This window comes from Geobacillus sp. PK12 (assembly GCF_004123125.1).
GTDB lineage: Bacteria > Bacillota > Bacilli > Bacillales > Anoxybacillaceae > Geobacillus > Geobacillus zalihae.
In genome coordinates this window covers 85,930-109,602 of record NZ_SDKL01000060.1, presented here as the reverse complement: position 1 = coordinate 109,602, position 23,673 = coordinate 85,930, and the positions used below count along the sequence as shown (strand labels likewise).

General features: G+C 55.5%; 23 protein-coding genes and 1 other annotated feature. All 23 genes read right to left on the bottom strand.

Features of this window, described 5'->3' with window-relative positions; genetic code table 11:
• Window positions 1-135 precede the first annotated feature (135 nt).
• The gene (ttdB, locus tag ETR37_RS16420) at window positions 136-747 is read right to left on the bottom strand and encodes a L(+)-tartrate dehydratase subunit beta (protein WP_129447525.1); all 612 of its coding nucleotides are present in this window, start codon (window positions 745-747) and stop codon (window positions 136-138) included.
• Complete coding sequence (gene ttdA / locus ETR37_RS16415; protein ID WP_129447524.1) at window positions 744-1,643, bottom strand: L(+)-tartrate dehydratase subunit alpha; 900 nt, start codon at window positions 1,641-1,643, stop codon at window positions 744-746. Before ttdA ends, ttdB begins: the two co-directional genes overlap by 4 nt.
• 314 nt (window positions 1,644-1,957) lie before the next feature.
• Window positions 1,958-2,701: a GntR family transcriptional regulator gene (locus ETR37_RS16410; protein WP_129447523.1), complete on the bottom strand. Its 744-nt coding sequence runs from the start codon at window positions 2,699-2,701 to the stop codon at window positions 1,958-1,960.
• A gap of 358 nt (window positions 2,702-3,059) precedes the next feature.
• A complete protein-coding gene (gene pyrE / locus ETR37_RS16405; RefSeq protein ID WP_129447522.1) occupies window positions 3,060-3,683 on the bottom strand; it encodes an orotate phosphoribosyltransferase in 624 nt (207 codons plus the stop codon).
• The gene (gene pyrF / locus ETR37_RS16400; RefSeq protein ID WP_129447521.1) at window positions 3,680-4,399 is read right to left on the bottom strand and encodes an orotidine-5'-phosphate decarboxylase; all 720 of its coding nucleotides are present in this window, start codon (window positions 4,397-4,399) and stop codon (window positions 3,680-3,682) included. Before pyrF ends, pyrE begins: the two co-directional genes overlap by 4 nt.
• The gene (locus tag ETR37_RS16395; protein ID WP_129447520.1) at window positions 4,371-5,312 is read right to left on the bottom strand and encodes a dihydroorotate dehydrogenase; all 942 of its coding nucleotides are present in this window, start codon (window positions 5,310-5,312) and stop codon (window positions 4,371-4,373) included. Before ETR37_RS16395 ends, pyrF begins: the two co-directional genes overlap by 29 nt.
• Window positions 5,309-6,082 carry a dihydroorotate dehydrogenase electron transfer subunit gene (locus tag ETR37_RS16390; protein ID WP_129447519.1) on the bottom strand — a complete coding sequence of 258 codons (774 nt, stop codon included), beginning with the start codon at window positions 6,080-6,082 and terminating at the stop codon, window positions 5,309-5,311. Before ETR37_RS16390 ends, ETR37_RS16395 begins: the two co-directional genes overlap by 4 nt.
• Window positions 6,079-9,276 carry a carbamoyl-phosphate synthase large subunit gene (carB, locus tag ETR37_RS16385; RefSeq protein WP_129447518.1) on the bottom strand — a complete coding sequence of 1,066 codons (3,198 nt, stop codon included), beginning with the start codon at window positions 9,274-9,276 and terminating at the stop codon, window positions 6,079-6,081. The genes ETR37_RS16390 and carB overlap by 4 nt, the downstream gene beginning before the upstream one ends.
• Entirely contained in the window at window positions 9,269-10,363 is a 1,095-nt protein-coding gene (locus ETR37_RS16380) for a carbamoyl phosphate synthase small subunit (RefSeq protein WP_129447517.1), read from the bottom strand. Before ETR37_RS16380 ends, carB begins: the two co-directional genes overlap by 8 nt.
• A gap of 1 nt (window position 10,364) precedes the next feature.
• Window positions 10,365-11,648: a dihydroorotase gene (locus ETR37_RS16375; protein ID WP_081133243.1), complete on the bottom strand. Its 1,284-nt coding sequence runs from the start codon at window positions 11,646-11,648 to the stop codon at window positions 10,365-10,367.
• The gene (locus tag ETR37_RS16370; protein ID WP_129447516.1) at window positions 11,611-12,537 is read right to left on the bottom strand and encodes an aspartate carbamoyltransferase catalytic subunit; all 927 of its coding nucleotides are present in this window, start codon (window positions 12,535-12,537) and stop codon (window positions 11,611-11,613) included. The genes ETR37_RS16375 and ETR37_RS16370 overlap by 38 nt, the downstream gene beginning before the upstream one ends.
• A gap of 166 nt (window positions 12,538-12,703) precedes the next feature.
• Complete coding sequence (locus ETR37_RS16365; protein ID WP_060475730.1) at window positions 12,704-14,005, bottom strand: solute carrier family 23 protein; 1,302 nt, start codon at window positions 14,003-14,005, stop codon at window positions 12,704-12,706.
• Between the two features lie 156 nt (window positions 14,006-14,161).
• The gene (gene pyrR, locus ETR37_RS16360) at window positions 14,162-14,701 is read right to left on the bottom strand and encodes a bifunctional pyr operon transcriptional regulator/uracil phosphoribosyltransferase PyrR (RefSeq protein WP_129447515.1); all 540 of its coding nucleotides are present in this window, start codon (window positions 14,699-14,701) and stop codon (window positions 14,162-14,164) included.
• Window positions 14,702-14,954: 253 nt separating this feature from the next.
• Entirely contained in the window at window positions 14,955-15,869 is a 915-nt protein-coding gene (locus ETR37_RS16355; protein WP_060787843.1) for an RluA family pseudouridine synthase, read from the bottom strand.
• Window positions 15,870-16,361: a signal peptidase II gene (gene lspA / locus ETR37_RS16350; RefSeq protein WP_020755729.1), complete on the bottom strand. Its 492-nt coding sequence runs from the start codon at window positions 16,359-16,361 to the stop codon at window positions 15,870-15,872.
• Window positions 16,362-16,446: 85 nt separating this feature from the next.
• Window positions 16,447-19,221: an isoleucine--tRNA ligase gene (ileS, locus tag ETR37_RS16345; RefSeq protein WP_129447514.1), complete on the bottom strand. Its 2,775-nt coding sequence runs from the start codon at window positions 19,219-19,221 to the stop codon at window positions 16,447-16,449.
• 52 nt (window positions 19,222-19,273) lie between these two features.
• Window positions 19,274-19,494: a binding site (T-box leader), on the bottom strand.
• A gap of 97 nt (window positions 19,495-19,591) precedes the next feature.
• Window positions 19,592-20,104 (bottom strand): DivIVA domain-containing protein, encoded by a 513-nt coding sequence (locus tag ETR37_RS16340; RefSeq protein WP_011230635.1) that lies wholly within the window; start codon window positions 20,102-20,104, stop codon window positions 19,592-19,594.
• 78 nt (window positions 20,105-20,182) lie between these two features.
• Window positions 20,183-20,956: a YlmH family RNA-binding protein gene (locus ETR37_RS16335; RefSeq protein WP_013145833.1), complete on the bottom strand. Its 774-nt coding sequence runs from the start codon at window positions 20,954-20,956 to the stop codon at window positions 20,183-20,185.
• 123 nt (window positions 20,957-21,079) lie between these two features.
• Window positions 21,080-21,352, bottom strand: a complete 273-nt coding sequence (locus tag ETR37_RS16330) for a YggT family protein (protein ID WP_020755723.1) — start codon at window positions 21,350-21,352, stop codon at window positions 21,080-21,082.
• A 3-nt stretch (window positions 21,353-21,355) separates the two neighbouring features.
• Complete coding sequence (locus ETR37_RS16325) at window positions 21,356-21,784, bottom strand: cell division protein SepF (protein WP_011230632.1); 429 nt, start codon at window positions 21,782-21,784, stop codon at window positions 21,356-21,358.
• A 13-nt stretch (window positions 21,785-21,797) separates the two neighbouring features.
• Complete coding sequence (locus tag ETR37_RS16320; protein WP_015374366.1) at window positions 21,798-22,472, bottom strand: YggS family pyridoxal phosphate-dependent enzyme; 675 nt, start codon at window positions 22,470-22,472, stop codon at window positions 21,798-21,800.
• Entirely contained in the window at window positions 22,469-23,293 is an 825-nt protein-coding gene (gene pgeF, locus ETR37_RS16315) for a peptidoglycan editing factor PgeF (protein WP_011230630.1), read from the bottom strand. Before pgeF ends, ETR37_RS16320 begins: the two co-directional genes overlap by 4 nt.
• A 137-nt stretch (window positions 23,294-23,430) precedes the next feature.
• Window positions 23,431-23,673 carry a YlmC/YmxH family sporulation protein gene (locus tag ETR37_RS16310; RefSeq protein ID WP_013145837.1) on the bottom strand — a complete coding sequence of 81 codons (243 nt, stop codon included), beginning with the start codon at window positions 23,671-23,673 and terminating at the stop codon, window positions 23,431-23,433.

The window sequence follows — 23,673 nt, the reverse complement described above, 5'->3', positions numbered from 1 at the left end:
TCGTTTGTGTGTTCAGTTGTAAATCTTTAATTCAACTTATATAGATTATTGTTTTATTTCGATAAAACAATGAAGGTCTAGCCTATAAATCCTGTATCTCAATTTCATTTCAACCAATAGGAACAACTTACTTTATTACTTAATGAATTTTACGTGCTGGCTAATGAACTCATATTGTTCGTCCTTCTTTTTATTAAACTCCACCTTATTGACCTCAAAAAGGTTATTTCCTTCCGCATCAATAGAAACAATTAGTGGACCAAACTCCTTGACCTCACAGACCCATAAGGATTCAGGCATTCCAAGATCTTTCCAATGCACTTCTTTGATCTTTGCCACTTTGGTTGCGGCATAAACAGCATTTCCTGCCGGGAAAACGACATGCAACGCTTTATAAGTTTTGCATCCTTCCTCTGTATTTTTCCCCATCCCCCCCTTTCCGACAATGAGCTTAACCCCTGTTTGTTCGATGAATTCCTTTTCAAATCTCTCCATTCTCATGCTCGTTGTCGGACCAACGGAAACAATTTCGTACGTTTCATTTCCATGGTCTCTGACAATGGGACCAGCATGAAAAATCGCCTTGCCTCTTAGATCGATAGGCAACGGAATCTTTTCTTCGACGAGCCTTCTATGAGCAACATCCCGACAGGTGACCAATGTGCCCGTTAAGTAGATGATATCTCCAATTCGTATATCTTTTAGATCTTCATCTTTGATTGGTGTTGTTAATACCTTTTTATTCATAACGCAACCCCCTTGTGAGTAGGTATTTCATAGTTTAGATGTCTATCAAAAATAATCTTTCCCCTTCGATGGGACCAACATCCCGTATTCACAGCAACGCCAATGGTTGACGGATGGCGCGCTGTATTCACAATATGAACACCCATCACTGATTTGGATCCTTTTAACCCTTGAGGCCCTAGACCAATGGCATTAATACCATCTTCAAGAAGCTTCTCCAGTTTCGCCGCATTCTCATTTTCATTCCGGCTACCGATCGGTCTCATTAGTGCCAATTTTGAGTTTAATGCAGCTGTTTCCACCGAAGTGCCGATGCCCACACCGACTAAAAGAGGCGGACAGGCGTTGAGACCATAACTCGTCATGCGATCAAGCACAAACTTGACGACACCCTCGTAACCTTCACTAGGCATCAGAACGGTTGCCACTCCCGGAAGTGTACAACCTCCTCCAGCCATGTACGTATAGATTTCCACCTTATCACTGTTTTCTTCTACTTCTAAGAAAATGCTCGGTATACCATTACCAATATTTTTCCCTGTATTGTATTCATCAAATGTCTCTACCGAATTATGGCGCAAAGGAGTTTCCCGTGTCGCCTTATAGACACTTTCCTTCAGAATGGTGTTCAACTGCCCAATGAACGGAAAATTCTCACCACACTTTACAAAAAACTGGATCACACCTGTATCCTGACAGGACGGTCTCTTTAACTCATAGGCTAATTTTTGATTCTCAAACATCGTTTTATAAATCGTTCTGGCAAGCGGATGATTCTCTTCCTCGCTCAACTCCCGCAATTTCTTTTCCACATCATCCGGTAGCTTGTAGCTTACTAAGGATATAAATTTTGATAGCAAGTTAACCATTTTTTCTGTTTCCTGTTTTACTTTCATAATGCCCCTCCTTTTTTGTTAGACTATTTAGTATTTTTTTATTTCTCTATTTCACCACCATCATATATTAATGTATACATTAATGTCAATTACTTTTTTATTTTGATTCCATAAATCAATATAAAAAAACAGCTATATAAGCCGATTTTATAAAATTTTTCACATCATACCCTTGCCCCAATTTCACAAAAACAATATTTGTAGTCTCGATTAACGTATACATTAATACCTCTTGATATCAAGAGAGAAAATAAAATAAGGCTGTAATGATTCCCAAGAAATCACTACAGCCTTATTCCCATCTTTCTGTTTAGTTAGGACATCGATTGGATCACCTCTAAAATTTCATGCCGGGATCTGTGGCGATGGGATTGTAACAACATTCGCACCGCCTCCGACTCGCCTGCTCGCATAGCAGCTACAATTGCTTTATGATCCATAATGGAGCGGATTGGCTTAGGACGAAATTTAATGGTATATAACCGAGCACGATAGATTTGATCGGACTGGCTATCCATAATCCCTCTTAAGCGTGAATTTTGAGCTAGATCGATAATCTTTTGATGGAATTGCTCGTCAAGATCCGTCCATGTCATTAAATCCCCTAACTTCAGCACTTTTTCTTGCTCCTCAATCAAATGCTCGAGCTGGTCCAATTCTTCAGGAGTCGCTCGCTCAGTAGCTAGATTGCCGGCAATGCCATCAAGTGCTTCTACAACTTCATAAATTTGCCGGAGGTCATCCGCCGCAATAGGCGCTACAATAAACCCGCGGCGCGGTATGAGACGCACCCATCCCTCCATCTCTAACCTCACAAGCGCCTCGCGGACAGGCGTTCTACTCATTCCCAACATCTCAGCCATCTCTCTCTCTAATACCGTCTGCCCGGGAGGCAGTTGAAGATTCCGAATGGCATAGCGGGTAGCCAAATACGCACGCTGCGGCAGGCGGAACTCTCCCTTTTGATCTAAAGAAGATAAAAATGTTTGGATACTTTTAGAAACGGAAATTTGATCAAACTCTTGACTTATACCATCTGCAATGAACGGCTTTGACATCGACAACAACACTTCCTTCGGAGTTTGCTTGTTTTAATAACGAAGTAGGTTTCACTGCTGTCTTTTCTCCTTCCATTTTACCGAAAACGATATGTCGAGGAAAAGGGGGCTGTGTTCGATACACCTCGTTTCTTCAAGTGGGATTAAGAACGTTTTGAATATAATGTAATAAAATCCATTTATACTGGGAATGGCAAAAAGGAAATAATCAAAAAGTGCAGAATAAAATGGCCGTTGACGAATTCACTTCCTCCCAGCCACCGCGTGGGATGAAGCGTATGACGGGTGAGGCATCTCCCCCGCTTGATGAACGACAGAGCGCGAACCTTCCAACGGTCCGCGCTCCTTTCTTCTGTTTTTATTTCCCCCACTCCTCCGGATTCTCCCGCCATTTTCGCAATGTCGCCAAGTCGTGTTCGCTGACGGCGCCAAGGCGGACGGCCGTTTCGATGAGGGTGTCGTAGTCGGTGAGCGTGTAGGCAGGCAAATTCTCCGCCGCAAACGCCTGTTTCGCTTTGTCAAGCCCGTATGTGAAAATGGCGGCGACGCCAAGCACTTCGCAGCCCGCTTCTTTCAAGGCGCGGACGGCCGCAAGCGAGCTGCCGCCCGTCGAGATTAAGTCTTCGATGACGACCACGCGCTGGCCCGGTTCGGCTTTGCCTTCAATTTGTTTTCCTTTGCCGTGCGCTTTCGCCTGGCTGCGGACGTAGCACATCGGCAGCTCAAGCCGCTCGCTCACCCAGGCGGCGTGCGGGATGCCGGCGGTCGCTGTGCCGGCGATGAGATCTGCCTCAGGGAACTGGGTGCGGATGAGTTCGGCGAGGCCGTCGGCGATCGTGCGGCGCACGTCGGGGTAAGCGAGCGTCAGGCGGTTGTCGCAATAAATCGGCGATTTCAAGCCCGAAGACCATGTAAACGGCTCGTTCGGCTGCAGGGCGACGGCCCCGATTTGAAGCAGTTTGGCGGCGATGTCGTGTTTCATTCTCTCTCTCCTCCGTTCCATTCGTGTTGCAGGCGGGCATACGCCCCGAGCGGATCGGCGGCGCGGGTGATGCTGCGGCCGACGACGATGTAGTCGGCGCCGAGCTCACGCGCTTTCCTTGGCGTGACGACGCGCACTTGGTCATGCGCCTCATCATCGGCAAAGCGGATGCCTGGCGTGACGGCAAGAAACGAGGCGCCGCACCGTTCTTTCATGAGCGCGGCTTCCTTGGCCGAGCAGACGACGCCATCAAGCCCGCTTTCTTTCGCCAAGGCAGCGTAATGGGCGACTGTTTCCGCAAGCGGGCGGTCAATCCACAGCTCCTCGTGAAGCATCCGCTCGTCCGTGCTTGTCAGCTGGGTGACGGCGATGCAGCGCGGCCGCATGGTTCCGCTTGGCGTGCCGGTGTCAAGCCCTTCCATGGCTGCTTCCATCATGCGCCGGCCGCCGGCGGCGTGGACGTTCACCAGATCGGCGCCGACGCGGGCGAGCCCTTTCATCGCCTGTTTCACCGTGTTCGGGATGTCGTGCAGTTTTAAGTCTAAAAAGACGGCATGTCCTTGTTCTTTGAGAAACGCGACGATGGCAGGGCCCTCTTGGTAGTACAGCTCCATCCCGACTTTGACGAACAGCGGCGTTCCCGCAAATGGACGCAAAAAGGCGGCGGCTTCTTGCTTTGACGGAAAATCAAGCGCGACAATGAACGGCGTGTGCACCGGTCTTCCAGCTCCTTCCTATGCATTCGGAAATGTGGCCGATCCCGAGTTCATCGAGCAACGCCGGCAGGTCGGCGATGATCGTCGGGCAGACGAACGGGTCGACGAAGTTGGCCGTTCCGACGGCAACCGCGCTCGCGCCGGCGTAGAAAAATTCGAGCACGTCTTCCGCCGTCTGAATGCCGCCCATGCCGATGATCGGAATCGACACCGCCTGGCTCACTTCATAAATCATGCGAATGGCGATTGGTTTGACCGCCGGGCCGGATAAGCCCCCGGTGCCGTTGGCCAAAATCGGCCGGCCTGTTTTCACGTCGATGCGCATGCCAACGAGCGTGTTGATCATCGTCAAGCCATCGGCGCCCGCCTGTTCAATCGCTTTTGCCATCGCCACGATGTCGGTGACGTTCGGAGACAGCTTCACGTACACCGGCACGGCGGACACTTCTTTGACAAGCCGCGTCAGTTCCGCGGCCACGTCCGGCACGGTGCCGAACGCAATCCCGCCTTTTTTCACGTTTGGGCAGGAAATGTTGAGCTCTAACGCATGGACATTGGGCGCTTTGGAAATCGCTTCGGCTACCTCGACGTACTCTTCCACCGTCGAGCCAGCGATGTTGGCGATGATCGGTACGTCAAACTGTTCAAGCCACGGCAGTTCTTCTTCGAGCACTTTGTCAAGGCCGGGGTTTTGCAGGCCGATGGCGTTTAACATCCCGCCCGGCGTTTCTGCCACCCTTGATGTCGGGTTGCCAAAGCGCGGCTCTTTTGTCGTCGCCTTGATCATCATGGCGCCTAACACGCTTAAATCGTAAAACCGGGCGTACTCGCGGCCAAATCCAAAACAGCCGGACGCCGGCATGATCGGGTTTTTGAGCGAAAGACCCGGCAGTTCGACCGCAAGCCGGTTCATAGCACCACCTCCCCGGCCCGAAACACCGGGCCGTCGCTGCATACTTTTTTATACGCCGTCTCGCTCCCTGGCACATGGCAGACGCAGGCGAAACACGCCCCGACGCCGCAGCCCATCCGCTCCTCGAGCGACAAGTACACCGGCCGGTTCGGAAACCGTTCCGCAAGCGCCCGAAGCATCGGCTTCGGACCGCAGGCGTACAAGACGTCAAACTCGAGCGAGCGCGCTTCGATCACATCGGTGACGCGCCCGGCCGTTCCGTGCGAGCCGTCATCGGTCGCGACATGCGTCTCGCCGAACGCGGCAAATTCCTCTTCGTAAAAGACCGCCGCTTTCGTTTGAAACCCGAGCACGCTCACCACTTTGACGCCGCGCTTTGTGAGCTGTTTCGCCAGTTCATAGAGCGGCGGGACGCCGATGCCGCCGCCGACTAGCAGCGCCCGGCTGCCCGCCGGCGCGGCCTCGAGCGGAAAGCCGTTGCCGAGCGGGCCGAGCACATCGACCACATCGCCCGGCTGTTTTTGCGCCAACAGCGCCGTGCCTTTCCCTTCCTGGCGGTAAATGATCGTGCATTGCCCCTGCTTGTGGTCGATATGGCAAAGGCTGAGCGGGCGGCGCAGGAGCGGATCGGCGGATGCGGCCACTTTCACATGAACGAACTGGCCCGGTTGGCGCATCTCTTGCACGAGGCGGCCTGAAAGCGTCAATTCATACGTCCGCTCGGCGATCAACCGCTGGCTTGCGACCGTCATTCGTTCGCGGCCGATCATGACCGCACCAGCCCTTCCGTCATCGCCGTCGTTGAAAACGTCATCGATTCGAGCACTTGCAGCATCGCCCTTGCCGTATCAAGCGACGTCAAGCATGGGATGCCGTTTTCGACTGCTTCGCGGCGGATGCGGAAGCCGTCGCTTTCCGGCTGCTTCCCTTTCGTCAGCGTGTTGATGACGACTTGCGCCTTCCCTTGGCGGATGACATCTAAAATGTTCGGCGACGCCGAGTGGATTTTATTGACGACCGTCACCGGAATGCCGGCCGCTTTCAACGTTTCCGCCGTGCCGTTCGTCGCCAGCAGCTGATAGCCGATGTCGGCAAAGCGGCGCGCCAGCTCGACGGCTTCTTCTTTGTCTTTGTCGGCCACCGTCAACAGCACCGCCCCGTGCGGCTGGATCTGGATGCCGGAGGCGACGAGCCCCTTATAGAGCGCTTTTTCAAACGTCACGTCTTTGCCGATCACTTCGCCGGTCGATTTCATTTCCGGGCCGAGCGAAATGTCGACGTTGCGCAATTTCGCAAACGAGAACACCGGCACTTTCACGTACACGCCGGGGCGCACCGGGCAGACGCCCGTCTCATAGCCCATGTCGGCGAGCTTCGCCCCTAAAACGGCTTTCGTGGCGAGATTCGCCATCGGCACGCCGGTGATTTTGCTTAAAAACGGCACCGTGCGGCTTGAGCGCGGGTTCACTTCCAAGACGTAGACGTCGCTTCCTGCGACGACGAACTGGATGTTCAACAGCCCGACAATATGCAGCCCGCGCGCCAGTTTCACCGTATAGTCCGTAATTTTTGCGATGACGTCATCGCTTAACGTTTGCGGCGGATAGACGGCGATCGAGTCGCCGGAATGGACGCCGGCCCGTTCGATATGTTCCATGATCCCCGGAATGACGACCGTCTCGCCGTCGGCGATGGCGTCGACTTCGACTTCCTTGCCGGTGATGTACCGGTCAACAAGCACCGGGTGCTGCGGATTGACGCGCACGGCATGTTCCATGTAATGAAGCAGCTCGCCGCGATTGTACACGATTTCCATCGCCCGGCCGCCGAGCACGTACGATGGGCGGACGAGCACCGGATAGCCGATTTCTTCGGCGATGGCAACCGCTTCTTCGACCGAAACAGCCGTTTTGCCGGCCGGTTTCGGAATGCCAAGCTCTGAGAGCGCCTGTTCAAATTTGTCGCGGTCTTCGGCGCGGTCCAAATCTTCAAGCGTCGTCCCAAGCAAGCGGACGCCGCGCGCTTCGAGTTCCGCCGCCAAGTTGATGGCCGTCTGACCGCCGAATTGGACGATGACGCCGACCGGCTGTTCGAGGTCGATGACATGCATCACATCTTCAGCCGTCAACGGTTCGAAATACAGTTTGTCCGATGTGCTGAAGTCGGTCGAGACCGTTTCCGGGTTGTTGTTGATGATGATCGCCTCATAACCGGCCTGCTTAATGGCCCAGACGCAATGGACGGTCGCATAGTCAAATTCGATCCCTTGGCCGATGCGGATCGGGCCGGAGCCAAGCACGATGACGCTCGGTTTTTCCGTCACGATCGATTCGTTTTCTTCCTCGTACGTGCTGTAGTAGTACGGCGTTTCCGACGTGAACTCGGCCGCGCACGTATCGACCATTTTGTACACCGGCACGATGCCTTCCTGGCGGCGCAGCGCGTAAACGTCGCGCTCCGTTTTGTTCCATAACGCCGCTATCGCCGCATCGGAAAACCCAAGCGCTTTCGCCTTCTTTAGCACGTCAAGGTCGCCCGGATGGTTTTTCAAGACCGTTTCCATCTCGATGATGTTCTGGATTTTATGCAGGAAAAAGCGGTCAATTTGGCTCCATTCATGCAAGGTGTCGACCGTTACCCCGCGGCGGAGCGCCTCGGCGATGTAAAAGAGCCGCTCATCGCCCGCCTTGCGGATCCGTTTTTCGATCACGTCGTCGGCCGCGTGTTTCACTTCCTTCAATTCGAGATGATGCACGCCGATCTCGAGCGAACGAACCGCTTTTAACAGCGATTCTTCAAACGTCCGGCCGATCGCCATCACTTCGCCGGTCGCTTTCATTTGCGTGCCAAGGCGGCGGTTCGCCGATTCAAATTTGTCAAACGGAAAGCGCGGAATTTTCGTGACGACATAATCGAGCGCCGGCTCGAAGCAGGCGTACGTTTTCCCGGTAACCGGGTTGATCATTTCATCAAGCGTCAACCCGACGGCGATTTTCGCCGCCAGTTTCGCGATCGGATACCCCGTTGCTTTTGACGCCAACGCCGACGAGCGGCTGACGCGCGGGTTCACTTCAATGACGTAATAGCGGAAGCTGTCCGGGTCAAGCGCCAGCTGGACGTTGCAGCCGCCTTCGATGCCAAGGGCGCGGATGATTTTCAAGGACGCGTTCCGCAAAAGCTGGTATTCGCGGTCGCTTAACGTCTGGCTCGGGGCGACGACGATTGAGTCACCCGTATGAATGCCGACCGGGTCGATGTTTTCCATGTTGCAGACGACGATCGCGTTGTCATTGGCGTCGCGCATCACTTCGTATTCAATCTCCTTGTAGCCGGCGATGCTCCGCTCGAGCAAGCATTGATGCACCGGGCTCATCTTCAAGCCAGTTGACACAATCTCGACAAGCTCTTCTTCGTTCGTGCAAATGCCCCCGCCCGTGCCGCCGAGCGTGAACGCCGGACGGACGATGACCGGATAGCCGATTTGTTCGACAAAGGCGTACGCTTCTTCCAAGCTGTGAATAATCGCGCTTTCCGGCACCGGTTCGCCAAGCTCGTTCATGAGGGCGCGGAACTGTTCGCGGTCTTCCGCCTTTTCGATCGCCTCGAGCTTCGTGCCGAGAATTTCCACGCCGCACTCTTCAAGCACGCCGGCCTTGGCGAGCTCAACCGCCAAGTTGAGGCCCGTTTGGCCGCCAAGCGTCGGCAAAATCGCGTCCGGCCGCTCTTTGCGGATGATGCGGGCGACAAAATCGAGCGTCAGCGGCTCCATATAGACTTTATCGGCGATTTCCGTATCGGTCATGATCGTCGCCGGGTTTGAGTTCACCAGAATGACTTTGTATCCTTCTTCTTTTAGGGCTAAGCACGCTTGCGTCCCTGCGTAGTCGAACTCGGCCGCCTGGCCGATGACGATCGGCCCCGAGCCGATGACTAAAATCGTTTCAATGTCGCGGCGCTTAGGCATGGATGACTTCTCCTTTCTTGTTGAACTGGCGGATGAGCGCCAAAAACTCGTCAAACAGCGGATTGGCATCTTCTGGCCCCGGCGACGCTTCCGGATGGTATTGCACCGTAAACGCCGGGAAATCGAGATGGCGCAGCCCTTCGACCGTGCCGTCATTTAAGGCGATATGCGTCACCTCAAGCCGGGTGCCAGAAAGCGACTCGTGCGTGACGGTATAGCCATGGTTTTGCGACGTGATGGCGACTTTGCCGGTGCGCAAGTCTTTGACCGGATGGTTCGAGCCGCGATGGCCGAATTTCATTTTCTCCGTATTCCCGCCGCACGCCAACGCGAACAGCTGATGGCCGAGGCAGATGCCAAAGAGCGGCACTTTGCCGAGAATCCCGCGGATCATCTCGATCGCTTCCGGCACGTCTTTCGGGTCGCCCGGTCCATTGGAAAGCATGACCCCATCCGGATGCCAGCCGAGCACCTCTTCAGCGGTGGCGTTGTACGGCAAGACGATGACATCGCAATGGCGCTTGTTCAGCTCGCGCAAAATGCCGTGCTTCATTCCAAAATCGATCAAGACCACGCGCTCGCCGCGCCCCGGGCTCGGATAGGCGCTTTTCGTCGAGACGCGCCGCACTTGGTCGCGCGGCCACTCCATCGCTCGCAGCTTGGCTGCCGCTTCCGCCGGATCGACATCCAGCCCGCAAATCATTCCTTTCAGCGTTCCGTGCTGGCGGATGATCCGCGTCAGTTTGCGCGTGTCAATGCCCGCGAGTCCCGGAATGTCTTTTTCTTTTAAATACTCATCAAGCGTCATTTCGCCGCGCCAGTTGGACGGCTTCACGCACGCTTCTTTGACGATGAACCCGTGCACGTACGGGCGGATCGCTTCAAAGTCGTCGCGGTTGATGCCGTAGTTGCCGATCAACGGATACGTCATCGTCACGATTTGCCCGCAATACGACGGGTCGGTCAAAATTTCTTGATATCCGGTCATGCCGGTGTTAAAGACGACTTCCCCGGTCGTCTCTTTCAAACTGCCAAACGCATCCCCGACAAAAAATGAACCGTCTTCCAAAATCAGCTGCCGTTTCATGTTACGCCCTTCCTTTCTCCCATACGAGTGTTCCGCCGACAAACGTCATCACCGGCCAGCCTTGGCACACCCAGCCAGCAAACGGCGTATTTTTTCCTTTTGAGGCAAACGTCTCGGGATCAATCGCTTCTTCTGTTTCCAAATCGATGACCGCAATGTCCGCCGGCGCCCCGACGGCAAGCCGGCCCGCGTTTAGGCCGAAGCATTGCGCCGGTTTCACCGTCAGCCAGTCGACAAGCTGCTTTAGCGTAAACACGTTCTTTTTGACCAAATGGGTGTACAGAAGCGGGAACGCCGTCTCGAGTCCGACGATGCCAAACGGCGCCGCCTCGATCCCTTTTGCTTTTTCCGCCGCCGTATGCGGTGCGTGGTCGGTGGCGATCAAATCGATCGTCCCATCGAGCAGGCCCTCGATCAATGCCTCGCGGTCCGCGCGGCTGCGCAGCGGCGGATTCATTTTGTAATTCGCATCCAGCCCCGGAATGTCCTCATCGCACAAAAGCAGATGGTGCGGCGTCACTTCGGCGGTGACGCGGATGCCGGCCCGCTTCGCATCGCGGACGACGCGCACCGATTCTTTCGTGCTGATATGGCAGACGTGATAATGGCATCCGGCTGCTTCAGCAAGCAGCACATCGCGGGCGATGTGCACCGCCTCGCAGACGGACGGGATGCCAGCAAGCCCATATCGGCGGGCGAAATCGCCGTCATGCACCGCGCCGCCGTTTTTCAATGTATCGTCTTCGCAGTGAGCGACGATCGCCATATCGAGGGCCGCGGCCCGTTTCATCGCTTCGAACATCATCCCGGCCGACTGGACGCCGACGCCGTCATCGGTAAAGGCGAACGCCCCCGCTTCTTTTAACGCCGCAAAATCGGTCAGCTCTTCCCCTTTTTGCCCGATCGTAATCGCCGCATACGGCAGCACATGGACGTGCGCCGTCTCGCGGATGCGGCGCGAAAGCCACTCCATCTGTTCTTTCCGATCCGGCACCGGATTCGTGTTCGGCATGGCCGCCACCGTCGTAAAGCCGCCTTTGGCCGCGGCGAGCGTGCCTGTTTCAATCGTTTCTTTCGCTTCGCCGCCCGGCTCGCGCAAATGGACGTGCACGTCAATCAAACCGGGGGCGATCAGCTTTCCTTGAACGTCCACCACGTTCCCTTCCCCGTCGACCGGCAGCTCCCGGCCGATGGCGGCGATGCGTCCGCCCTCGATTTTCACATCGGTTGGCACGAGCTTCCCTTCTTTATTGAACGACATGCCATGTTTCAACCATACGGCCATGTTCGATTCTCCCTTCTATCGCCCGTTTTAAGACCGCCATCCGCACGTAGACGCCGTTTTCCATTTGTTTGAAAATGCGCGACGGTTTCGCTTCGACCAGCTCGCTCGCGATTTCGACCCCGCGGTTGACCGGCGCCGGGTGCAAGATGATGGCGCCCGATTTCATCCGCCGCGCCCGCTCAAGCGTCAGCCCGTACCGCGCATGGTACTCCTCTTTCGTCAGCCCCATTGTTTCCCCATGGCGCTCGTGCTGGATGCGCAAAAGCATCACGACATCGGCGCAGGCGATGGCCTCATCGATGTCGACGTACGTCCCGTGCGGATTCGTTTCATCTTTCCACTCTTCCGGTCCGGAAAACAGGACGTTTGCCCCCAGCCTTGTCAACACTTCCGCATTCGAGCGGGCAACGCGGCTGTGGCGGATGTCGCCGATGATCGCGACCGTCAGCCCGGCAAACGCACCGAACTCTTGGCGAATCGTGAGCAGATCGAGGAGCGATTGGGTCGGATGGTGCCCGCAGCCGTCACCGGCGTTAATGATCGAAACGCCGACCGAATGGCGGAGCGCCTCGAAATAGGCATCTTCGTGATGGCGGATGACAACAGCGTCAACACCGATCGCCTCAAGCGTCTTGACCGTGTCGTACAGCGTTTCCCCTTTTTGCACGCTCGAGTGTTCGGGGTCAAACGGAATGACGTGAAGCCCTAACTTTCGTTCCGCCATCTCGAAGCTGCATTTCGTGCGCGTGCTCGGTTCGAAAAACAAGTTGGCCACATACATCGGCGCCGCCGGACGCCACGGACGCCCGTTGCGAAACGCTTCCGCTTCATCGAGCAAACGGTTGATTTCCGTCAAAGGCAATTCTCCCAGTGTCAGCAGATGGGTCATCGGTCTCGCTCCTTTTCGTTTTTTACAAAAAACACCTTGCCGGCGAGGCAAGGTGTGATGATCGGCGTATAGCGGGGCCGAGGATAGACGACGGCCCTCCATGCGCCTTCTTTTTCACACCTTTTTAAGCCTCGCGGGACTCAATTAAAAGGTGTTTTTTATTGAATTAGGCGACGTGGTCGCTGCTTTTTTCTTCTTCAAATAAGTTTTCCGCCGCTTGCGGCCGCCCCGGCAGCACTAAATTGAGCAGGACGCCGACAATCGCTGAGAGCGCCATTCCGGTGATTTGGAAGCTCTCGCTGATTTTGAGCACCGCTCCGCCGATGCCGATCACCAAAATGACCGAGGCGATGACTAAGTTGCGCGTCTCGCCGAAATCAACGCGGCTGTCGACCAACATGCGCAAACCGGACGAGGCGATGATGCCGAACAGCAAGATCGAGACGCCGCCCATGACCGGTGTCGGAATGGAGCTGATCAGCGCCGTCACTTTGCCGACAAAGCCGAACACGATGGCGATCACCGCGGCGCCGGCGAGCACATAGACGCTGTAGACACGCGTGATCGCGAGCACGCCGATGTTTTCCCCGTACGTCGTTTTCGGCGGCCCGCCGAGCAACGCGGAAATCATCGTCGCCGTTCCGTCACCTAAAATCGAGCGGTGCAACCCCGGCTTTTGGATGAGGTCGCGGCCGACGACTTTGCTTAAGACGAGCTGGTGGCCGATATGTTCCGACAAGGTGACGATGGCGACCGGCACCATGAGCATCACAATCTCCGCGGTGATGCGCACCGGATAGTCAGCAAACGGGAGAAGGAAATCCGGCGACTCAAACCATTTCGCCGTCGCCACCTTCGACAAGTCGACCAGTCCGACGGCGAGGGCGTAAACATAGCCGACGACAATGCCGACAAGCACCGGAACTAAGCTCAATATGCCGCGCGCCAGCACCGAGCAAATGATCGTGGCGGCGAGCGTCACCAACGCAACGGAAAAGTGGAGCAGACTGTAGTTGCCGTCCGGGCCGTTCATCGCCATCCCGACCGCCGTGCCCGCTAAGCCGAGACCGATGACGATGATGACCGGACCGACGACAACGGGCGGCAACAGTTTCATCACCCAGCGATAGCCCGCTTTTTTAATGATGAGAGCAACAATGCCGTATACAAGCCCGGCAAGGAAGCTGCCGATCATGGCCGCTCCCGGGCCGCCAGCCGTTTTCGCCGCGATGATCGGCGCAATGTAGGCGAACGACGAGCCAAGATACGCCGGCACTTGCCATTTCGTAATGAGCAAAAACGCCAATGTTCCGAGCCCGCTTGTGAGCAAGGCGATCGACGGATCCAACCCGACTAAGTACGGCACTAAAATCGTCGCCCCGAACATGGCGAATAAATGCTGCAAGCTTAACGTCACCCATTGCCCGGCCGTCGGGCGGTCTTGAATATCCAATATCGGTTTGTTCACTTTCCGCCACTCCTTTCGCAATATAAGCGAATGTATCTTCTAGTGTGCACAAAAAAACCCTCTTGGCCCGCGAAGGCACAAAGAGGGTGCAGAAACAGCCGAAACGATTCCGCCCCTTTTGCAGCCTCACGGGACTGCGCTTAAAAGGGTGCTTCGCTATTTTTCATGAATGGAGACTTGATCGATGCCGTCCACTTCCGAAAGCTCCACGACGATCAGTTCCGAACGAGAGGTCGGCACGTTTTTGCCGACGAAATCAGCGCGGATCGGGAGTTCCCTGTGGCCGCGGTCAACAAGCACGGCGAGCTGGATGCGCGCCGGGCGGCCCAAATCCATGACCGCATCCATCGCCGCCCGCACCGTCCGGCCGGTGAAGAGCACGTCATCAACTAAAATGACATTCCGCTCGGTCACCGGAAACGGCACATTCGTTCCTTTCACAAGCGGTTCATGGTCGTCCGTCTTCACGGTCAAATCGTCGCGGTACAAGGTGATGTCAAGCTCACCGACGGGAACGGACGCCCCTTCGATTTGTTCGATCCGCTCGGCCAAGCGGCGCGCCAAGTAAATGCCGCGCGTTTTAATTCCGACCAATAGGCAATTTTCAATGCCTTTGTTCCTCTCGATGATTTCGTGGGCGATGCGCGTCAAGGCGCGGCGAATCGCCTGTTCATCCATCACGACCGCCTTTTGCATTCCGTCCACCTCCTAAAAGCGCATGCACGCCGCGGCCAGCGTGTTTCCGCAGGCGGCGCGCCAACCAGGCCGTTCCCGCCTGTTTTCATAAAAAAATCCCCCGCCTGTGAAGCGGGGGATGGCGCGCTTATCGCCAAACAAGATGGGCATACATCGCCCTTCTTTGTCATTCCGACCCCTTTTCAGCCTCACAGGACTGAACTTAAAGGTTCCTGTTCACTTGTTTTCATTGTAAAGCGGCTGCGTCCGTTTGTCAATCGTTTTTTCGCAGCCATTCGAGCAATTCGGCAAACTCTGGAGGCAACGGTGCTTCGAATTCCAAATACTCGCCGCTTCTTGGATGACGGAAGCCGAGCACCCCGGCGTGCAGCGCCTGGCCGTCGATGGCGAGCGTTTTTTTCGGTCCGTATTGCGGGTCGCCGGCGAGCGGGTAGCCGATATATTTCATATGGACGCGAATTTGATGCGTCCTTCCCGTTTCCAGCTGGCATTCGACATACGTATACTGGCGAAACCGCTCGAGCACGCGGAAATGGGTGACGGCTTCTTTGCCGTTTTCTTCGGTGACCGCCATTTTTTTTCGGTCGCGTTTGTCGCGGCCGATAGGAGCGTCGATCGTGCCGTAATCATGCGGAATGACGCCATGGACGATCGCCTTGTAGCGGCGCGTCACCGTTTTGTTCACCAGCTGCTCGACGAGCGAGCGGTGGGCGGCGTCGTTTTTCGCCACCATCAACAGTCCTGATGTGTCTTTGTCAATGCGATGGACGATGCCGGGGCGAAGCACGCCGTTGATCCCGGACAAGTCGCGGCAATGGGCGAGAAGCGCATTCACAAGCGTGCCGCGCATATGCCCGGGCGCCGGGTGGACGACCATGCCGCGCGGTTTGTTGACGACAAGGACATCCTCGTCCTCATAATAAATGTCCAGCGGAATCGGCTCCGGTTCCACATGAAGCGGCTCCGGTTCGGGCGGCGAGATGGCGACCGAGTCGCCCGCTTCGCATTTGTAATTGGCCTTCACCGTGCGGCCGTTGACCGTCACGAGCCCGTTTTTGATCCATTGCTGCACTTGCGAACGCGACCATTCGTCATTTAGCGCCGCGATCACTTTATCGATCCGCTCGCCGTCATATTCGTCTTCGATGTGAAACGTGATCGTGTCCATCTACTCATTCCCTTTCTCTGGTGTCGCGAAAAAAAACATATGGACAAACAGCAAGATGACGCCGACGGTCAGCGCCGAGTCGGCGACATTGAACACCGGAAAACTGTACGTGCCAATATACGTATGGATAAAGTCAACCACTTCTTTCCGGAACACACGGTCGATAAAGTTGCCGACCGCCCCGCCGAGCATCAGCCCAAGCCCTACGCCCGCCAAACGCTCGGAAGGGTTCAAACGGCGGATATAGATGATGATACCTGCCACAACAACGACTGTAATCAAATAAAAGAGCCAAAACTGCCCTTCGAGCATCCCCCACGCCGCGCCGCGGTTGCGGTGCGACGTAATGTAAAGCACATTGTCAATGATCGGGATGCTTTCCCCAAGCCGCATATAGCGGACGACAAGCCATTTCGTCCATTGGTCGAGGATGACGACCGCCGCTGCAATCCAATAGTATGCCACCGTGCCAAGTCCCCCTGTCCTTCTCATTCATCCTTTTTGCATTGTAGCATAATTCGCCATGGCAAACAAATGAAGCGGCAAGGCCGCCCCAAGGCAGCCTTGCCGCTTTTTGTTACGCGGAATAATGTTCGTTCACAATGTGCGCGCAGCGCGGACAAAGCGTTGGATGCGACGGATCGGCGCCGACTTCTTTCGTCACCGTCCAGCACCGCTCGCACGTCTCGCCTTCCGCCGGGCGGACGAGGACGGCCACGTGGTCGAGCCGCTCGGCTTCGGCCGGCGCGGCGTCATACGGCTCATCGGCGATCGAAAAGGCGGAAACGATGAGAAGCTGGCGCAAGTCGGCATCAAGCGACGCCAATAGCTTCCGCACCTCGTCTTTCGGGTAGACGATGACGCTGGCCGTCAGCGATTTGCCGATCACTTTTTCATTGCGGGCGTTCTCGAGCGCTTTGAAAATATCATCGCGCACGTCCATAAACGCATCCCATTTCGCCAGCAGCGCTTCTTCGCCGTCGATCGCGATCGGCTCCGGCATATCGGTGAGCTGGACGCTTTCGACGTTTTCTCTTCGATTCGGGATATGCTCCCACACTTCATCGGCGGTATGCGGCAAAATCGGCGCGATGAGCTTCGCCAACGCGACGACCGTTTCATAGAGCACCGTCTGCACGGCGCGGCGGGCGCGCGAGTCGGCCGCTTCGATGTACAAAATGTCTTTCGCCATATCCAAGTAAAACGCGCTCAGCTCGACGGTGCAGAAATGGTTCATCTCATGGTAAACCGCGGCGAAATCGTAGCTGTCATAGGCCTTTTTCACTTTGGCGATCAGCTTGTTCAACTTCGCCAGCATATAGCGGTCGACTTCGCCAAGCTCCCCAACCGGCACGGCGTTTTGGTTCGGATCGAAATCGAACAAGTTGCCGAGCATAAACCGGAACGTGTTGCGGATTTTCCGGTACACTTCCGACACTTGTTTTAAAATATGGTCGGAGATGCGCACGTCCGCTTGATAGTCGACCGAAGCGACCCAAAGGCGCAAAATATCGGCGCCAAACTGTTCCATCACTTTCGCCGGCACGACGACGTTGCCGAGCGACTTGCTCATTTTCCGCCCTTCGCCGTCCAAGACAAAGCCGTGGCTCAACACGCCTTTATACGGCGCTTTGCCGGTGACGGCAACGGCGGTGGACAGCGATGAGTTGAACCAGCCGCGGTATTGGTCGGAGCCTTCCAAGTACAAATCAGCCGGACGCACGAGATCGTCGCGTTCGACCAACACGGCTTGGTGCGACGAACCGGAGTCAAACCAGACATCCATAATGTCCGTTTCTTTCGTAAAGATGCCGTTCGGGCTCGACGGATGGGTGAATCCTTCCGGCAGCAAGTCTTTCGCCTCGCGTTCAAACCAGACGTTCGACCCGTATTGGCGGAACAGGTTCGACACATGCTCAATCGTCTCATCGGTGATGATCGGTTCACCGTTTTCGCCGTAAAAGACCGGAATCGGCACCCCCCAGGCGCGTTGGCGGGAAATGCACCAGTCGCCGCGGTCGCGCACCATGTTGTGGATGCGGATTTCCCCCCACTCCGGAATCCATTTCGTTTCCTTAATCGCTTGAAGCAGCTCGTTGCGGATTTTATCGATCGATGCAAACCATTGCGTTGTCGCCCGGAAAATCGTCGGCTGCTTTGTCCGCCAGTCGTGCGGATACGAGTGGGTGATAAACCCAAGCTTCAACAAAGCGCCGACTTCCTCAAGCTTCTGTGTAATCGCCTTGTTGGCGTCTTCGTAAAACATCCCGGCAAATCCCGGCGCTTCCTCGGTCATGTAGCCGCGTTCATCAACCGGACAAAGGACCGGAAGTCCGTATTTTTGCCCAACGAGAAAGTCGTCTTCCCCGTGGCCCGGCGCCGTATGGACACAGCCCGTGCCGGCGTCGGTCGTGACGTGTTCGCCGCACACAACAAGCGAGTCGCGCTCATAAAACGGATGTCTCGCCACGACGTATTCAAGCTCTTTTCCTTTGACCGTTTTGACGACCGACCATGCGTCCCAACCGATTTCTTTCGCCACCGATTCCGCCAAAGCGGCAGCGACGACATACCGTTTTCCGCTGACATCGACAACATGGTAATCCAAATCCGGATGAACCGCGATCGCCAAGTTCGCCGGAATCGTCCACGGCGTCGTCGTCCAAATGACGATTCGCTCATCGCCCTCAAGCACGCCTTTGCCTTCTTTCACCGGGAAGGCGACATAAATCGACGGCGAACGCTTGTCTTTATATTCGATTTCCGCTTCGGCGAGCGCCGATTCGCTTGACGGGGACCAATAGACCGGCTTCAACCCTTTGTAGATGAGCCCTTTTTTCGCCATTTCGCCAAATACTTTAATTTGCTGGGCTTCGTACTCCGGTTTGAGCGTAATGTACGGGTTGTCCCAGTCGCCGCGCACACCGAGCCGCTTGAACTGCCGGCGCTGGTTGTCGATTTGTTCATACGCGTATTGCTCGCACCGCTTGCGGAACTCGGCGACGCTCATCGATTTGCGGTCGACGCCTTGCTTCGCGAGCGCCGTTTCGATCGGCAGTCCGTGCGTATCCCAGCCCGGCACGTACGGCGCGCAATAGCCGTTCATCGATTTGTAGCGGACGATGATATCTTTTAAAATTTTGTTCAGCGCATGGCCCATATGAATGTCGCCGTTGGCATACGGCGGGCCGTCATGCAGGACAAACAGCGGCCGTCCTTTCGTCCGCTCCTGCACTTTCCGGTAAATGTCCATTTCCTCCCATTTTTTTTGCATCTCCGGCTCCCGCTTCGGCAAGTTGCCGCGCATCGGGAACTCGGTTTGCGGCATAAGCAGCGTCTCTTTGTAATCCATCCTTGCTCCTCCTTCGAACGATAGATTCCAAATAAAAAACCGTTCTCCCCCGGCAAGGGACGAGAACGGTCTCGCGGTACCACCCTTCTTGGCCATGCAAACGACGCACAGCCCACTTTTCATTCGTAACGGGAATGACGCGCCATGGCCTACTTGATGTTCGGCATGGAACTCCAGGGTGATGTTCACTCTTGCGCCGATGCCAGGCTTCCACCATCCCCGGCTCGCTGCGACCGGTCGTACAAGAGCTACTGTCCCTTTCATCGTCGATGGCTATTTCGCTATTCATCCTGAAAAAAGCCAACCGCCTCCCACGGCGGCTGATGCGGCGATTTTTGCCAATTATTATAACCGAAACGTCTTCGGTTCGTCAAGGCTGTGACAGCGGTTCTCTCGCCCCTTCTTCCAAATCCGGCGCCTCATACTCCATCAACTCGTCCCAATCGCGGCTGTTGATCATATCAAGCTGGGCCTCGACAAGCATGCGGAAACGGGCGCGGAACACTTTCGACTGCCGCTTCAGCTCCTCGATCTCGAGGGCGATTTTCCGCGATTTCGCCAATGCATCGCTGATGATGCGCTCGGCGTTTTTTTCCGCCTCTTTAATGATCAGCTTCGCCTCTTTTTGCGCATTCCGCTTCACTTCTTCCGCTGCTTCTTGAGCAACAAGAATCGACTTGTTGAGCGTCTCCTCAATGTTCGCAAAGTAGTTCAGCTTTTCCGTCAGTTCGGCCACTTTCTCTTCCAGCTGCTTTTTTTCACGGATGAGCATTTCATAGTCTTTAATGACTTGATCGAGGAACTCGTTCACTTCGTCTTCATCGTACCCGCGAAACCCGCGGCTGAATTCCTTGTTGTGAATATCCAATGGCGTCAACGGCACAACGGCCACCTCCGTCTCCATCATTCCTTTTCTTCACTTTCATTCGACACGGTTTGCCGATTTCCTGCCGTCATTTGCTTATTTTTGTCGGCCGATCTGAACGAGCCAGCGCTCTTTTTTCGTCGGCCCTTCCACCGAAAACAGCTTGCAGCGGCCAAAACCGCGCGCCGACAGGACATCGCCCGGTCCGCAGAGGAAATCCGGCTTGTCCACCACCTTCCAGTTCACTTTGACGAGCCCGCTTTCAACAAGCGCACGCGCTTTCTCGCGCGCAAGGCGAAACGCCTGAGCGAGCACAGCATCGAGCCTTAGAGAAGACACCGTGACCGTTCCTTCCTCCCACGTTTCGGCAAGCGGCATGGCTGCCGACAACGGAAGCGGCTCAAGCGCAACCGGAGCTTTGCCGATCGTTTCGACATGCAAGCGGACGTAGTCGGCGACCTCAGCAGCAACAAAAAACTGAATTTCCCCATCCCGAACGAGAATATCGCCAAACTTGCCGCGCCGCAAGCCAAGCGACATCAGCGCCCCCAACACGTCGCGATGTTCAAGGGAAACGAATTTCGCCGGATAGCGGACGGCAAACAGCACAATGCCATAATCCTCTTCCTCAGGGTCGATATACGGCGGAGCGAGAAACGCCCGCTTCCGCTCGACAAACGGGGCGCCTCCGAAAAAAAACACGCGCACGTCTCCATCGCCGCCCGTGATGCTTTGCACGATTTGCTGCTCACGCGGATCGAGAAAATCGGTCAGCTTCGGAGCGTACTGACGGCTCACCATCTCCTTCCACTCGAGCACTTGATCAATGAACGGATGTTCCTCTTTGCGAAAATGCTGATACAGCTCCACTCGACGTCACCTTGCTTTCATGGAAGAAAGAAACCCACAACGGATTCCTCTCTGCGAGTTCCGCCCTTCCGCCTTTTTGCCTGCCAGACGGAGAGCGGCGGCGCCGTGCGCGCAAAACGAAGCCTAAAACTGCGACTGAAGAATGTCGAACAGGGCGTGAAGCCCTCTCGTCGCGAATTCAAGAACGATAAGCGCGACGATTGGGGAGACGTCAATGATGCCAAGCGGCGGAATGACGCGCCGAAACGGCTCCAAATACGGCTCGCAAATGGCGGCGAGCATCTGTCCGAACCGCGTTTCGCGCGCATTGGGAAACCACGACATTAAAATATAAATGATCAGCGCATACGAGTACACTTGAATCACTGTCGTCAAAAACGTGAGTACATAATCCAACGGCTACCACCTCTTCATCGGTCTGTCATCCTCGCCGTCGAGCGAAATCGAGCCGCTGACGTCGACGTTTTCCGGGGTGCATAAAAAAATTTTTGTGCCGACTTGCTGAATGTCGCCGCCAATGGCGTACACCGTGCCGCTTAAAAAGTCGACGATCCGCTTCGCCTGCTCATGCTGGATGCGCTGCAAGTTGACGATGACCGCGCGCCGGCTTTTCAAATGGTCGGCGATCTCCTGCGCCTCCGCATACACCCTCGGCTCAGCAAGCACGACTTTCGCCGATTTTTGCACGCTTTGCAGGCTGACGACGTTCGCCTTGCCTGCCGTCTTCGGCAGCGCCTCTTCTTCCGGCTGTGGCGCCTCATATTCTTCTTCATAGTCTTCGTAGTCTTCTTCTAAAAAATAATCACGGAATTTTTTCATCAATCCCATCCGGTTTCACCTCCTACAATGATCCAACAAGCGCGCTGCCTATGCGCACAAACGTCGCTCCTTCCTCGATGGCGATCGTGTAATCGTTTGACATGCCCATTGACAGTTCGGTGCATGGGGCATGGGCCATTCCCAACGCCTGAACGCGTTCCTTCAGCATCCGCAATTGGCGAAAGCAAGCGCGCAATACCGCTTCGTCGTCCGTGTGCGGCGCCATCGTCATCAATCCGACGACTTCGATGCGCGAAAAGGCGCGAAGTTGTTCAATAAACGGAATCGTTTCTTCGGGGGCGAGCCCGTGTTTGGTCACTTCCCCCGACACGTTCACTTGCACAAAACATTTTACTGGCCGCACCGCCCGTTTTTCAATTTCTTTCGCGAGCGACAAGCGGTCGAGTGAATGAATGTAATCGACTTTATCAATAATGTCTTTGACTTTGCGCGACTGAAGCGTCCCAATGAAATGCCACGTCGCTTGATTTCCGATCCGTGCATGCTTTTCAATCAATTGGTCGGAGCGGTTTTCGCCGAGGTCGGCAATGCCGGCGTCAAGCACCTCCATCGCCCGCTCGGCATCGACATATTTAGTGACCGCCACGATGCGCACGCCGGCCGGATCGCGGCCGACGCGAGCGCAGGCCGCCTCGATTTCTCGGCGAATGGCCGCCAAGTTGTCGCGCACCGTCATGCCGTCTCCTCCCTTCGGCCGATAAACGCCAACATCCTTCCAGTCGTTCCGCGGTCGCGGCGGTGGGAAAAAAACAACGCTTCCTCACAGCTTGTACAGCGTTCCGACACATAAATATGGCTGTTCGGAACGCCAGCCGCGATCAACTGAAGCCGATTGGCTTCCTTTAAGTCGAGCGCATATTGCCCTGGGCTTGTTTCCCGCCATGGCAACGGGCTTTCCGGAGGAAGCGTCGGGCGCAGACTGTCCACGACACGGTCGTCAACCGTATAACAGCACGGACCGATGGCAGGTCCGATGGCAACATAGATGTCGCTCGGCGCGATGTGTTCGCGCGTTTGCCAAAGCCGCACCATGTGACCAGCGATGCCGCCCGCCGTTCCCCGCCACCCGGCATGAGCAAGGCCGACTAACCCAGCAGATGGCGCCACAAAATAAATGGGCACACAATCGGCAAAACAAAGCGCGAGCAACACCTCCGCTTCGTCTGTATACAACCCGTCGACCCCTGGAACCGCCGTGGCGAAATCTTGCGCTCCGTTCCCCCGTTCGTTTTTCGTCACCTTCCGAATGTCGGCGCCATGCACTTGTTCACAACATACCCATCGCTCAAGCGGGAATGAGAGCCATTGCGCCAAACGCCCGCGGTTGGCGACAACAACCGTGCGATCGTCGCCGACGTGCAGCCCCATATTCAGCGAAGCGAACGGCCCTTTGCTCTCCCCGCCATGTTTCGTCGTCAATCCAGCGACGGCTCCAGCAAACGGAGGCGCCCCGCAACGGAGCCAGCCGCGGGCTTCTTGTTGAAAAATGTCCGGCATTCACGTCAACCCTCACGCTGCTTTTTGTAGTTTTTTATCACTTTTTTTCCTATTTTATCATAGTTTGTTTGTCCATGATAACCTTTATTTGCGATTTTGTCGAAACATTGCTGTCAACCCTAGGCCATCCTCGGGATTCAATCCGTATCATGAAGGCGGACTAAAATCACATCGGCTCCGATTTTGACGATGTTCTGCCATGGAATGACGACCGCCTCTTCGCGGCCGAACAGCCCGAGCATCTTTCCGGCGCCTAAAATAATGAGTGAGCGGATTTTTCCAGTATCTAAATCAATATCAATGTCCCCAATATTGCCAAGCTTCTTCCCATTGGCTACATTGACGACATCTTTCGTCTGAAATTCGGAAATTCTCATCAC